Here is a 12,867-nt window from a genome sequence, read left to right as displayed (position 1 = left end):
AACCTAATGGTGGTTATACAATAGATAGTCAGATGCAAAGTCAACCACTGCCTTGTCCATGGCCTGCTTACCGTGGTATGACGGACTGCTATAACAATATAATATCTTATAATATTAGTATGTTATGTTACATATGCCTGATGCGGCAGTGCTATGGCCGTGCAAGATGGTCAAATTCGCGGTTGCAAGACAAGGCTAATTTCAGTTAGATTAAATAAATGGTGGGCAAGCGTCAGCGGCGCCCGATGTAAAAAATGGCATAAGATAATCACACGGAGCTGCTTACGCAGCCAGCATGAGAGGATAGGCAATGCACGGTAAAGCCGCAGTGCTCGTCGAAAAAAACCGTCTCGAAACATGGGATGTGGAGGTACGCGCGCCGGAACCGGGCGGGGCGCTCGTTCGTACCATTTTGGGCGGCGTTTGCGGCAGCGACGTGCATATCCTGACAGGCGAAGCGGGAGAAATGCCATTCCCCATCATCCTGGGCCATGAGGGGGTCGGCGAAATCACCCAATTGGGGGCGGGCGTCAGCACGGATTATGCGGGCGTTCCCGTCAAGCCGGGCGATCTGGTCATTTGGTCGCCCATCGCCTTATGCCATCGTTGCTATTCCTGCACTATCCTCGAACAAACACCATGCGAAAACAGCCAGTATTTCGAAGATGCCTCCAAACCCAATTGGGGCAGCTATTCGGATTATGCCTGGCTGCCCAACAACATGCCTTTTTATCGCCTGCCCGATCATGCAAAGCCGGAAGCTATCGCGGCTCTGGGCTGCGCCCTGCCGACCGTGCTGCGCGGGTTCGACCGCTGCGGTCCCGTCCGGTTCGGCGATTCGGTGGTTGTCCAGGGGGCCGGGCCGGTAGGGCTGTCGGCCGTGCTTGTCGCCGCTCAGGCTGGTGCACGCGAAGTCATCGTCATCGATGGAGCGCCAGCCCGTCTCGAAGCGGCGGTCAAGCTGGGCGCAACCGCCACGGTTTCACTCGACCTGTCCCCGGAAGAACGCAAGCGGATGATCTATGATCGTATCGGCAGGCAAGGCCCGGATATCGTCATAGAAGCCGCCGGGGCACTGTCCGCATTTCCGGAAGGCGTGGATATCAGCGGCATACACAGCCGCTACATCATCCTGGGATTGTGGGGCGCGATCGGCACCCAGCCGATTTCGCCGCGTGATCTGACACTCAAGAATCTCACCGTGGGCGGCGCATCCTTTCCCGCGCCTAAAAACTATTATCAGGCGATGCAGTTCGCGGCGCGCGTGCAGGGCGATGTGCCGCTGGCGCAGCTTGTCAGCCACCGCTTCGGCATTAGCCAGGCCGCCGAGGCGCTTCAGGTTACGAAGACCGGGGTCGCGACCAAGGCGGTCATCGATCCTACCATCAGTTAAGCAAGGACATTGGGATGAATACGGATAGCTTGTCTCCGCCATCTGCCAAACATCGCGTCCCTGTTCCGGATCATGTTCCGGCGGCTTTGGTGCGCGAGGTGGATGCTTATGCGCTGGATGGCATCGAGGAAGGCTTCCACGAAGCCTGGAAGCGCGTGCAGCAACCCGACACGCCGCCGCTGATCTGGACGCCGTTCACCGGCGGGCATTGGATCGCCACGCGCGGCGCTCTGATCGATGAAATCTATCGCAGCCCGGATCGCTTCTCCAGCCGGGTCATCTGGGTGCCCCGCGAAGCTGGTGAAGCTTATGAGATGGTCCCGACCAAGATGGACCCGCCCGAACATACGCCCTATCGCAAGGCCATCGACAAGGGGCTGAACCTGGCCCAGATTCGCAAGGTGGAAAGCGATATCCGTGCCGTGGCGGTCGAACTGATCGAAGGTTTCGCCGAGAAGGGACATTGCGATTTCGCCAAGGATTTTGCGGGCGTCTTCCCCGTGAAAGTGTTCCTGGCGCTTGCCGGTCTTCCCATGGAAGATGCCTCCAAACTCAACCTGCTTGCGAACGAGATGACCCGGCCGTCTGGCAACACGCCTGAAGAACAGGGCAAATCGCTGGAAGCCGCCAACAAAGGCTTTTTCGCCTATGTCGCTCCAATTATCGAGGCGCGGCGCGGTAGCGCCGGAGCCGATCTCATCACCCAGATGGTGAACAGTGAGATCAACGGTCAGCCCATGGCGCAGGACAAGGCGCTGGGCCTCGTCTCCCTGTTGCTGCTGGGCGGGCTGGACACTGTCGTCAATTTCCTCAGCTTCATGATGATCTATCTCGCGCGGCATCCCGAGACGGTCGAGGAATTGCGTTCCGACCCTATGAAGCTCCAGCGCGGCGTCGAGGAGATGTTCCGCCGCTTCGGTGTTGTATCGGACGCCCGCTATGTCGCCAGAGACATGGAATTTCAGGGCACCAAGCTCAAGGCCGGGGATCTGGTCCTGCTACCGACGGTTCTCCATGGTCTGGACGATACGCAGCATGAAGACGCCATGACGGTCGATCTGTCGCGTCGCAATGTCGCTCATTCGACTTTCGCGCAGGGGCCGCATCGCTGCGCTGGAATGCATCTGGCCCGGATGGAGGTGCTCGTCACCTTGCAGGAATGGCTGGCCCGCATCCCGCGCTTCACCCTGGCAGAGGGCGCTTCGCCCATCTACCATGCCGGCATTGTTGCGGCCGTGGAAAATGTCCCCTTGGTCTGGGAGGTCTGACGACATCATGACGGTAGAGGCGGACCCTGAGACCTTCCGACGGATACTGGGTCATTATCCAACAGGTGTATGCGCCATAACAGCCATGCAGGCTGACGGAACAGCTGCCGCCATGATCGTCGGTTCCTTCACATCGGTTTCGCTGGCTCCCCCGCTGGTCGCCTTCTTTCCGGACAAGGCGTCATCGAGCTGGCCGAAGATCGAGGCGTGCGGCGGCTTCTGCGTCAATGTGCTGGCGGATGATCAGGAATCGCTGTGCAGGACGCTCGCCTCCAAGGACCCCGCCAAATTCGACAGCGTGCCGCATCATCTTTCCTCCCGCGGCGCGCCCGTTCTGGATGGAGCGCTGGCATGGATCGACTGTTCGTTGCATGCGGTCCATGAAGCGGGGGATCATTATATCGCCATCGGAGAGGTCCATGGCCTCGACATCCATCATCCGGGCGCGCCTCTGCTCTTTCACAAGGGCAGCTATGGGAAGGTCGCCTCTATGCTCTGAAACCATTAACGGGCGGGTAGGACGGCGATTGGTGCCGTCCTTTTTCATGCAGCCGAAGGTGTTCCCGCCGCAGCCTGCGTATCCCGCAGAGGCATGCGATTGACAACTGCCAGGCCGAAACCTTCCAGCGCGGCCAGTTTCGCCTTGCTGGACGTCAGCAAGGTCATCTTGCGGACGCCGAGATCGAGCAGGATTTGCGCTCCGATGCCGTAGTCCCGCGTCGCGTTGGTGTCGTGATAGGTTTTACGGCCGCCCAGTATCCGCTTTGAAATGGAATCCGGGCTTGGATCTCGCACGAACACGGCGACGGCCTGACCGTCATGTGCGGCGATCGCCTGAAGCGCCTGGGGAACATATTCGGGATGGGCCTGCGACCAGCCCAGCATGTCGGCGGTCAGATCAACCTGATGCACGCGGACCAGTGTTTCGCGATCCGGGCGCACCTCGCCCTTGACCAGTGCGACATGCTCGCCGCCGTCCACCAGATTACGGTAGACATGAATGGTGAGGTCGCCGCCATAGAAGCTGTGGAAGGGCGCGCTCGCGACCCTCTCGATCAGCTTCTCCGACCGGCGGCGATAGGCGATGAGGTCGGCTATCGTCCCCACCTTCAATCCATGCTCCTTCGCAAAAACGAGCAGTTCGGGCAGCCTGGCCATCGTCCCGTCATCATTCATCACTTCGCAGATGACCCCGGCGGGCGTCAGGCCAGCGAGCCGGGAAATGTCCACCGCCGCTTCCGTATGGCCCGCGCGCACCAGCACGCCGCCATCCCGCGCCGTCAAGGGGAACACATGACCCGGCGACACGATGTCCGTGGCGGTTTTTGTCGGGTCTACGGCGACCGCGATCGTGTGGGCGCGATCCTGCGCGGAAATGCCGGTCGTGACCCCTTCGCGCGCTTCGATCGAAACCGTGAAGGCGGTGCCATGGCCGGATTGGTTGTTGACCGTCATCGGCGGGAGCTTCAACTGTTCCGCCCGCGCCTGCGTCATCGCGAGGCAAATCAGCCCGCGCGCATGTTTGGCCATGAAGTTTATCTGACGCGGTGTGGCGAACTGCGCCGGAATGATGACATCGCCTTCATTTTCACGGTCATCCGCATCAACCAATATATAGGGGATGCCGTCGATCGCGTCCTGGATGATGTCCTCTATGGAGGAGATGCCTTCGCTGCCCATGTTCATGTCTTTCCATTGTCAATCCGGCCGCAATGTCAGCGCGCGCCCTGCAACGCGGCCAAGCGGGCCAATGCCATTTCCTTCAGAATATTTTTCTGAACCTTGCCCGTGCCGGTCTTGGGCAATTCGGTTTCGGCTATAAACCAGATGTCGCGGGGCAGCTTGTATCCGGCCACCTGCGGCGCAAGCCATGCCAGCATATCTTCCGCCGAAAGATCCGATCCTTCGGCCAGCACGACCCATGCACAGCCGCATTCCCCCCATCGATCGTCGGGCATGCCGATAAAAAAAGCCTGTGCGATTGCAGAATGGGTGGTGACAAGCTGCTCCAGTTCTTTTGGCGAAACCAACTCGCCCCGGCTTTTATAGAGTTCCTTGGAGCGGCCCGTAAGGAACAGATTGCCATCGGGGCGAAACTGCCCGAGATCGCCCGTCCTTAGCCATCCGCCTGGAAGGAAAATCTTCGCGGTTTCGTCGGGACGGCGGAAATAGCCCAGACTGTTCATCGGTCCCCGGGTGCAAAGCTCGCCAGCGGCGCCAGATGGCAGATCGGCGCCGGTGACCGGGTCGATCGTCTTGAATTCGCAAATCCGACCATCCTGTTCCGGGATGCCCGCGACGCCCGCCTGGACAATGCAGCCCTGCGTCTCGGCAACGACATCGATCGGGTCGCCCGGTTGCGTGCAGACGATGGTGGCCGTCGCCTCGGTCTGGCCATAGCTGGTGAAGATCTCCTCACACCCGAATGTCTTCTGAATATCCCGCCATACCCAACTGGGCGTAGGCGCGGCTGCACTATGCACGGCTGTCAGGGACGAGAGGTCGTAGCTTTTAATCTTCGCCTGCTCCATCATGGCGATGGTCATGGTCGGGACACCCATCAGATAGGTGGCGCGATGGCGCTCCGTAGCCGTCAGCAGAGCGTCAGCGTTGAACCGCAGCAATGGAATGATCGCGCCACCGACGATCATGCCGGAGAGCAGGCCCACGACCAGCCCGAACCCATGATAGAGCGGAAGCGAGAATACGGCGCGGCGGCCTTCATCAAAAGCCTGATGATAGGCCCCGGCATAGGCAGCGCGAAGCAGATTGTCATGGGTTTGCATCACCCCTTTTGGCGCGCCCGTCGTACCGGACGTGAACATGATAACCGCGGGATCATGGGCCGCCGCCATCCGCAAGGGCGGTTCGCCAGCCGGCAAGGCTGCGAGGAAATCCTCGGGAAGGTTCGCGTCATATACAAGCCCGCCGCGTAATTCTGGCAAGGCGAGGCAGCGGCCGGTTCGCCATCCGGGTATCTGGGCGTCGAGTTCGAGGTCGTATCTGCGCGACCCGAAGCCCGCCATGCTGACAATCAGGTTACATCCCGCCTCACGCACAACATATTCCAGCTCTTTGGGGCCATAGAGCGTGTTGATCGCGACAGCGACAGCGCCCGCTCGCCAGATCGCGAAGAGGAGGGGGACCGTAATCGGATAGTTGGCCATGAGCAGGCCGACGCGTTCCCCCTGTTGTATGCCCATCGCGCACAGACCCGCGGCAATGCGCCGTGATTGCGCGTCGACGGTCGCATAATCGAGCGTTTCGGCGTCCGTGATGACAAGCGGCCGATCGGCGAAATGATCCAGCGATCGCGTCAGATAGGCATCAAGGGTCATTTCCTGCCAGGCAGGGTGTCGATCAGCCATGGCCTGCCGGCGCGCTGCAACGGACTCACTCACCGCTATGTGTCTCCTATACCTAATTGACATTAAACTGAGCGCTTCCTTGATTTTCGTCAAGACGGTTCGAATATTGTCCTCCATGCTTGCCGCGCGAGTTACTCAGTCCATGCAAAATTCATATTTAAATAATATATTATAAAAAAAGGATAATATTGTAAATATTGACGATCTTCCGCTTTCCGGGACGGCTTCCAGAGCTCGATGGAAAAGATAAAAATATGAGAGAGGGTTGCCAAAGCAACCTAATTTCAATTAGTCTAATTTTCAAGAAGCGGATTTGGAGGTATATATGGAAGTGGGCTTGGGGCTGACGTTCCAGAATTTGAAGGACAGCGTCAGCGATATCGAAGTGTTTCGCCACGAGCTGTCGCTCGCGGCCCGCGCGGAGGGCCAGGGGTTCGATTCCGTCTGGACGCCCGAGCATCACTTCACCGGCTATATGATGACGCCCAATGTTCCCCAGTTCCTGTCATGGGTTGCCGGACAGACGAAAAGCATCAAGCTGGGCACGACGGTAACGGTGCTGCCCTGGCAAAATCCCGTCCGGATCGCTGAAAGCTTCCTGCTGCTCGATCAGCTTTCGGAAGGCCGTGCGATTCTGGGCATTGGTCGGGGTCTGGGAAAGGAAGAGTTCGACGGTTTCGGTGTGCCCATGGGCGAGGCCCGAAAGCGCTTTCGCGAATATGCGGAAGCGTTGCTGGATGCCCTTGAAACCGGCGTCATGGAATATGACGGCGATTATCTGAAGCAGCCGCGTGTGGAACTGCGCCCTCGCCCCTATGCTAGCTACCGTGGACGCGTGTTCGCCTCTGCCGTATCCCCGGAATCGGTGAAGCTGATGGCCAATCTTGACGTCGGCTTGATGATCATCGCGCAAAAGCCCTGGGACAGGGTCGAGGAAGATATTGCGAGTTATCGCGAACGCTTCTTCGCGATGCAGGGCCGTCCAGCGCCCAAGCCGGTCGTCGTCGCATTCGTGGCGGTCAACGAAGATGCGGCCAAGGCACAGGAGATGCGCGACAAATATCTTCTCGAATATGCGCGATCGACCTCATCCTTCTATCAGTTCGGGAACAAGGAATTCGCATCGATCGAAGGCTATGAATATTATGGCGCGCTTGCGAACAGCGTCGAGAAGCACGGTATCGAAAAATTCAATAACTTCCTGGCCGATCTCCAAATCTGGGGCCGCCCGGAAGAAGTTGTGGAAAAGCTTAAGTCCATGGTCGAACGTTTCGGCGTCGGCAGTTTCATCATCTACACCCAGTTTGGCGACATGCCGTTCGAAGTCGGGCGGGAGAATTACGAGCTGTTCGCCCGCAAGGTTTTGCCGCATCTCAAGGATATCGATGTTTCGACCCCGCCGACGGCCCCTTCGGGATTGCAGCCGGTCGCCTGAGCAGATCATTAGGCGGAACGCTGCGATAGACCGGCGCGCAGGAAGGATGAGGAATGAGCATGGCGGAATTGCTTCTCTACGAGGTGCGGGATGGCACTGCCTGGATCACGCTCAATCGCCCGGAAAAGCGCAATGCGCTGAGTGAACCCTTGCAGGAGCAACTCAACGCGTTGCTGTGGGAGGCCGATGAAGACAATCATGTCCATGCGGTTGTTCTTAAAGCTGCCGGGCCGGATTTCTGCTCGGGCTATGACCTCCAGAAATATGATCAGCCTATTCCAGGGCAGGTTGATCATCGCAGAGGTCGAGCGAAGTTTGACGACGATAGCTGGCATCAAGAACGAGCGCAGCGGCTCCGCATGGCGTTGTTCGATATGCACAAGCCGGTCATCGCACAGGTCCATGGCCGCTGCCTTGCGGGAGGAACTGATCTGGCGCTGCTATGCGACATGGTGATCTGCGCGGAAGATGCGCTGTTCGGCTTTCCCCCAGCCCGGTCGCAAGGATCGCTGCCCAGCCATATGTGGCTGTATCTGGTCGGCCCGCAATGGGCAAAGCGCCTGCTCCTCACAGGGGATTCGATCCGTGGTGACGATGCGGCGCGGATCGGACTGGCGCTGAAGGCGGTGCCCGCCGATCAACTGGACGCGGAGGTAGCCGCCCTTGCGGCGCGGCTGGCGATGATCGATGCCGATCTGCTCAGTGCCAACAAGCGGATCGTCAATATCGGCCTTGAGATGATGGGCGCCCGCACCTTGCAGCGCATGGCGGCGGAAATGGATGCCCGCGGGCATCTGGCCGCGAGCCGGATCCGCTTCAACGAAACGGTTCGAACCGAAGGACTCAAGGAAGCGGTGCGCCAACGCGACGAACCTTTCGGCGATCCGGTGGTGAAGCTTTGAACCAGCTGAAAATGAGGATGAGGATATGATGGCAGGTGAAGGCTGGCGTTGCCTTTGGAATGCAAAGGCGATCCTGGGGGAAAGCACCATCTGGGACGACCGCGATGGCTGCATCTATTGGGTGGATATCGAGGCGCCCAGCATCCATTGGTATCATCTGGCCAGCGGGGAAAAAGGAACTTGGAAAACGCCGGTCTGGATTAGCGCCATTGCACCGCGCGCCAGCGGAGGTTTCGTGGCCTCCTGCGCCGATGGTTTCGCCCATGTCGATCCCAAACGGCAAATCTATAATCCGTTCATTCAGCCGATCCCCGACCCGAAGATCGCGCGATTGAACGATGGCGTGACGGACCGGAAAGGGCGCTATTGGTCGGGATCATGCGATTCCAGTCAGTGGGATGAGAGCACAACGGCGGAAGACAAGGAAAGCACACTCGGCAATCTCGATGTCCGCAATACGGGCGAGCTTTACCGTCTGGACGCGAACGGGACCGTCAGCACCCAGGAACGCAATATCGTCACCGCTAACGGTCCCGCTTTCAGCCCTGACGGCAAGACGGCTTATGTGAATGATTCCATGCCGCTGGTCAGTTGGGCCTATGATCTCGCGGACGACGGCACCCTCTCCAATCGGCGCGATTTTCTGACCTTCAAACCGGAAGACGGTTACCCCGACGGCATGGCCGTCGATGTGGAAGGATGCATATGGATGGCTTTCTATGAAAGCTGGATGCTGCGGCGGTTTGCGCCGGATGGCGCGCTGCTGGAGGAGCGCCGCTTGCCAGTGCGGCGCGGCCTGCGCCCGGCTTTTGGCGGAACGGACTATTCCCGTCTATTCCTCATCACTGGCTCACAAGGCTTCACACCCGACGTGTTCGCGCGGCAACCTCTTGCCGGCGGTTTGTTCGAAATTCTCGATCCGCCTGCTGCCGGCGTGCCTAATACGCCTTTCGCCGGATAGGGATTGTATCGACCAAGGGCTGTCTTTTAGCCAGAATCCGGTTATGGGGACTCATGGTACAAGTAGAAAGTGGCCGAACCCGCATTTTGGATTCGGCAGCCGCGATACTCCGGCACAAGGGGCTGGCTGGCGCCAAGTTAAGTGATATTGCCAGGGGAGCGGGGATGCTTGCCCCGAGCATCTATCATCATTTTCCATCCAAGGATCATCTGGTTGAGGAAGTGATGATGGAGGGCATCTATCACAACAACCGGCACATCATGGCGCGGGTCGAAGGGCTGGGGTCTGGGGCTTCCCCCTTGGTGCGTCTACGCGCGGCGATCGTCGCCCATGTCGACTTCCTGCTGGCTGGCGACGATTATTCATCGGCGGTTGCACGTGTATTCGATGATCTGCCTGATGAAATGCGTAAGCGCGTGCTGGCAGCCTACTCCAGCTTTGACAATTATTGGCGCGATCTCATCGTGGCAGCTCAGAAGGATGGCAGCGCCAGCAAAGCCCTGGATGCCACGGTCGTCCGCAAATTTCTGATCGCGATGCTCGATTCCTGCTCATCCTGGTATCGTCCCGGCAAGTTGGGACCGGCCCAGATATCGGAGCAGGCGGCAGACTTGCTGTTATATGGTTTCGCGACGGAGCGTCCCTGACATTCCCTCGGCATTTTGGGAAAGGAGAATGGCGGGAGATCGATGATCTTCCGCCATTCTCATTCTCCAGCGCCTCCCGAAATCAGGCGACGGCAGCCTTGCTTACGGCTTCCCGCGCGCCAGGCAGCTTGACCCGTGGCGCCACTTCCTTGGCGATCAGTTCCAGCGAGTTCCACCAGGGCGAAGGATCGTCATAATAATCATGCGATTCCACCTGTAGTGTTCCCCAGCCGCCACATGCTTCAAACAGGGTGTTGAGCTTGTCGACGACGGTATCGGGCGAACCGACGACAAAGACATTGTTGACGAGAAATTCCAGATCCACATCGGCCGGATCGACGCCACCATCCTTGGCGAAGCCATCCATCATGCCGAACCGCTGCCAGATCGGGATCAGGTAGCGATTGAAGCAATAGCCGATCGGGCCATCCATCACCAAGCGCTTGGCTTCCGCATCGGTGTCGGCGCAAAACACCGTTTGCGACACGGCATGGCGCTGGCGGTCGGGCGTAAAGCCTGCCTTGATGTTGGCTTCGGAATAGATTTCCCAATGGCGTTTGAGCGCATCGAGGCCGGAGAAGATCGATACCGGCTTGAAATTGCGCTCGCCCGCCAGCTTCATCGACGGGGAATTGCTACTGAAGCCGGTGACCGCGATCTCCGGGAAAGCGCCGTTCCAAGGCGAGAAATCGGCGAGCATGTGCTGCTCATCTTCTTCCGTTTCGGCGGGGGCTTCCTCGGGGAAGCCGGCATTCCAGAACTTGCCTTCATGGAAGAAGGGTTCGCGCTTCCAGATCTTTTCCATGATCATGAAGGATTCGCGAACCATCTCATTTAACATCTGCGGTTCAGCGTCTCTGATGCCATGCATGTAGGACGCTTGAGGATAAGCGCCCGCGCCGATCCCCAGGAAATAACGTCCCTCCAGAATTTGCGACAACCAGCCGACCATGATCGCCAGCTTTGTGGGATGCTGGTGCGGCAGGATATGCGCCATCGGGGCGAAACGGATCTGAGTGGTTTGCAGAGCAGCGGCCGCCATGATCAGTTCGGGATTGGGGATATTCTCCCAAATCTGCGATGCATGTTCGGAGATCATCATCGAGGTGAAGCCCGCCTTGTCGCAGGCTATTGAATTTTGCACACCCCATTCGAATGTTTGCCGGGCCGTGCGCCCCGGTCGCATATAGGGGTGGAAGATGAGGCCGGTTTCCATCGCCATGAATTCTCTCCTTTATCAATGCAAGCGTGGCTGCCGTCTTGATGCGGCGTTCAGACCAGAGATCGGCTAACGACGATTAGGGAATAGGCGAATGGCAGAATTTAAGTCAAGTGTAAAACGTGCTTCACAGCAAACTGATTTGGATTGACACCCCCTGTCGTGCAGGATCAAAATATGTTCCCCTTGAATTATGTAGAATATCTTGCAATTTGTCGGCATGCTACAGGTGTCGGGAGGGTGGCCTGTGTACCGCCTGCATCATTTTTGCGGCTGCGAGACGAAGAATCTAAAACGATTGTAATAATCAGGATATGCGGCATCGATGGACGATACACTGACCGACGAAGAGCTCTTCGATAATCTTGACGGAAAAACGCGCCTCATACTGGCTGGCGAAAGATTGTTCGCGAAGGGCGGTATTCAAGGCGTTTCGATGCGCGAGATTGCAGCGCAGGCAGGACAGGGCAATCATGCGGCGGTGCAATATCATTTCGGGTCGCGCGAAGGACTTGTCCGCGCCATTTTCGATTATCGCATGGAACAGATGGAGGACACACGCCGCGCGATGTTACGGAATGCGGAAGCGGACGGGCGGCTGAAGGATGCCCGCACTATTCTGGAGATCATCCTGTTGCCGCAGCTCGATCTGCACGACGACGATGGCAATCATTCCTATGCCAGCTTTCTCAGTCAATATCTGTTGCAGAGCAGATCGCCGGAATTTGGCGATTTTAGCGGATCAGAGCCGCCCTATTTGACCAGGGCTTTGCAATTGCTGCGGGAACGGGTCGATTATCTGCCGCCGTATGTAGCGCAACGTCGCCTGATCAGTATCAGTCTCATGTTCCTTAATATTTTGGTGCGGCATCATGGCGCGGATGAGATGGCGTTTGGCGAGACGTTTGAGGATGCGTTGGAAGACACGATGGAGCAGATAGTCACCGTCATGTGCATGCCGTTGCGATTGTGCCAGCGGTCATCATTGCATGCTATTCACAAGCTTTCCTGAATGGCGGTCTGCCTCCATTCGTCGGCGCAAAGCTGCCGGTTAATGACTGACTCCTCCCCCGACGCCTAAGCGAAACGCTGGGTAAATGGATGGCGGAAAATGGGAAAGAGAAATCCGTCTCAAAACGGCGACAAAGGGTCCAGACTGTGTGAAAATGAAGCGACCCATATGATCCCCAAGCCGATGGCAGCCTGGTCGTCCCGCAAGAGGTAGTCGGCAGCAAGGGAGCTCAGCATCACGCGGCCCTTGGCCTGTCCCTCGCGAACAACGAGGATAGTGGTTCCGATGATGCCGACTTCATTCGGGCCCTCGACTGCGATAGGCGGCAAGAGGTCGCTCCCTCGATCCAGCGTGCACAGCGCTTCGTAATAGTCCACGGCGACGGTGCCGGAACATCGGCAAGATCTTGCTCAGGCGTTCGACGAGAGGTGCAACAACATCCGTTATGCGCTGGCTGACCTCCTCATGGCCGAAATCCAGGCAGAGGATGCTATAGCCGAAGGACTGGTCTGTATGAGGCACGTCCTGCGGCGCCGAAATCGATTTTCTCGCGTCGGTAGTGTCGATTGGACGGGACGGTAGGGCGTCGCTCACCGCCGTTCTAATGACATCCCCAAAATACACCATTGTGCGCGTGCCGATGAAATCTACGAGGGCCGCAA

12 protein-coding genes are annotated in these 12,867 nt (G+C 58.2%); 8 read left to right on the top strand and 4 right to left on the bottom strand.

From position 1 onward, the window contains the following. The first annotated feature begins 310 nt into the window (after positions 1 to 310). The 3 genes from LDB26_RS13615 to LDB26_RS13605 are packed head-to-tail and all read left to right on the top strand — an operon-like array spanning position 311 to position 3,160. Complete coding sequence (locus LDB26_RS13615; RefSeq protein ID WP_062067719.1) at positions 311 to 1,393, top strand: zinc-binding dehydrogenase; 1,083 nt, start codon at positions 311 to 313, stop codon at positions 1,391 to 1,393. Between the two features lie 14 nt (positions 1,394 to 1,407). Next, a complete protein-coding gene (locus LDB26_RS13610; RefSeq protein ID WP_257538791.1) occupies positions 1,408 to 2,661 on the top strand; it encodes a cytochrome P450 in 1,254 nt (417 codons plus the stop codon). Positions 2,662 to 2,668: 7 nt separating this feature from the next. After that, complete coding sequence (locus tag LDB26_RS13605; RefSeq protein WP_062067713.1) at positions 2,669 to 3,160, top strand: flavin reductase family protein; 492 nt, start codon at positions 2,669 to 2,671, stop codon at positions 3,158 to 3,160. 44 nt (positions 3,161 to 3,204) lie between these two features. Here LDB26_RS13605 and ribB read toward each other — a convergent pair whose 3' ends face one another. Next, entirely contained in the window at positions 3,205 to 4,341 is a 1,137-nt protein-coding gene (gene ribB / locus LDB26_RS13600) for a 3,4-dihydroxy-2-butanone-4-phosphate synthase (protein WP_062069008.1), read from the bottom strand. Positions 4,342 to 4,376: 35 nt separating this feature from the next. Then, a complete protein-coding gene (locus LDB26_RS13595) occupies positions 4,377 to 6,062 on the bottom strand; it encodes a class I adenylate-forming enzyme family protein (protein WP_082635262.1) in 1,686 nt (561 codons plus the stop codon). 292 nt (positions 6,063 to 6,354) lie between these two features. Between LDB26_RS13595 and LDB26_RS13590 the strand changes: the two genes are divergently transcribed. From LDB26_RS13590 to LDB26_RS13575, 4 genes are read left to right on the top strand one after another with little or no spacing between them, the layout of a single operon-like run. Further along, complete coding sequence (locus LDB26_RS13590; protein ID WP_062067707.1) at positions 6,355 to 7,464, top strand: LLM class flavin-dependent oxidoreductase; 1,110 nt, start codon at positions 6,355 to 6,357, stop codon at positions 7,462 to 7,464. Positions 7,465 to 7,523: 59 nt separating this feature from the next. Then, entirely contained in the window at positions 7,524 to 8,366 is an 843-nt protein-coding gene (locus LDB26_RS13585; RefSeq protein WP_257538790.1) for a crotonase/enoyl-CoA hydratase family protein, read from the top strand. A 25-nt stretch (positions 8,367 to 8,391) separates the two neighbouring features. Next, the gene (locus LDB26_RS13580) at positions 8,392 to 9,327 is read left to right on the top strand and encodes an SMP-30/gluconolactonase/LRE family protein (protein ID WP_062067701.1); all 936 of its coding nucleotides are present in this window, start codon (positions 8,392 to 8,394) and stop codon (positions 9,325 to 9,327) included. A gap of 53 nt (positions 9,328 to 9,380) precedes the next feature. Further along, positions 9,381 to 9,974, top strand: a complete 594-nt coding sequence (locus LDB26_RS13575; protein ID WP_062067698.1) for a TetR/AcrR family transcriptional regulator — start codon at positions 9,381 to 9,383, stop codon at positions 9,972 to 9,974. Positions 9,975 to 10,056: 82 nt separating this feature from the next. Here the strand turns inward: LDB26_RS13575 and LDB26_RS13570 are convergent, their stop codons facing one another. Beyond that, positions 10,057 to 11,196 (bottom strand): LLM class flavin-dependent oxidoreductase, encoded by a 1,140-nt coding sequence (locus LDB26_RS13570; RefSeq protein WP_062067695.1) that lies wholly within the window; start codon positions 11,194 to 11,196, stop codon positions 10,057 to 10,059. A gap of 322 nt (positions 11,197 to 11,518) precedes the next feature. Between LDB26_RS13570 and LDB26_RS13565 the strand changes: the two genes are divergently transcribed. Beyond that, positions 11,519 to 12,205 carry a TetR/AcrR family transcriptional regulator gene (locus tag LDB26_RS13565; protein WP_257538788.1) on the top strand — a complete coding sequence of 229 codons (687 nt, stop codon included), beginning with the start codon at positions 11,519 to 11,521 and terminating at the stop codon, positions 12,203 to 12,205. Positions 12,206 to 12,324: 119 nt separating this feature from the next. On the opposite strand, the gene LDB26_RS13560 is transcribed toward LDB26_RS13565, so the two are convergent. Beyond that, positions 12,325 to 12,582 carry a hypothetical protein gene (locus tag LDB26_RS13560; RefSeq protein WP_156415311.1) on the bottom strand — a complete coding sequence of 86 codons (258 nt, stop codon included), beginning with the start codon at positions 12,580 to 12,582 and terminating at the stop codon, positions 12,325 to 12,327. Between the last annotated feature and the right edge of the window lie 285 nt (positions 12,583 to 12,867).

The sequence above is a fragment of the Sphingobium sp. CFD-1 genome (genome assembly GCF_024611115.1).
Taxonomy (GTDB): Bacteria; Pseudomonadota; Alphaproteobacteria; order Sphingomonadales; family Sphingomonadaceae; genus Sphingobium; species Sphingobium baderi_A.
This window is presented reverse-complemented; position numbering and strand designations above follow the sequence as displayed.

Coding starts and splice junctions, on each gene's coding strand:
- LDB26_RS13610 (WP_257538791.1), top strand. CDS start 1,408: ATGAATACGGATAGCTTGTCTCCGCCATCTGCCAAACATCGCGTCCCT.
- ribB (WP_062069008.1), bottom strand. CDS start 4,341: ATGGGCAGCGAAGGCATCTCCTCCATAGAGGACATCATCCAGGACGCG.
- LDB26_RS13580 (WP_062067701.1), top strand. CDS start 8,392: ATGATGGCAGGTGAAGGCTGGCGTTGCCTTTGGAATGCAAAGGCGATC.
- LDB26_RS13615 (WP_062067719.1), top strand. CDS start 311: ATGCACGGTAAAGCCGCAGTGCTCGTCGAAAAAAACCGTCTCGAAACA.
- LDB26_RS13590 (WP_062067707.1), top strand. CDS start 6,355: ATGGAAGTGGGCTTGGGGCTGACGTTCCAGAATTTGAAGGACAGCGTC.
- LDB26_RS13575 (WP_062067698.1), top strand. CDS start 9,381: ATGGTACAAGTAGAAAGTGGCCGAACCCGCATTTTGGATTCGGCAGCC.
- LDB26_RS13570 (WP_062067695.1), bottom strand. CDS start 11,196: ATGGCGATGGAAACCGGCCTCATCTTCCACCCCTATATGCGACCGGGG.
- LDB26_RS13565 (WP_257538788.1), top strand. CDS start 11,519: ATGGACGATACACTGACCGACGAAGAGCTCTTCGATAATCTTGACGGA.
- LDB26_RS13605 (WP_062067713.1), top strand. CDS start 2,669: ATGACGGTAGAGGCGGACCCTGAGACCTTCCGACGGATACTGGGTCAT.
- LDB26_RS13585 (WP_257538790.1), top strand. CDS start 7,524: ATGGCGGAATTGCTTCTCTACGAGGTGCGGGATGGCACTGCCTGGATC.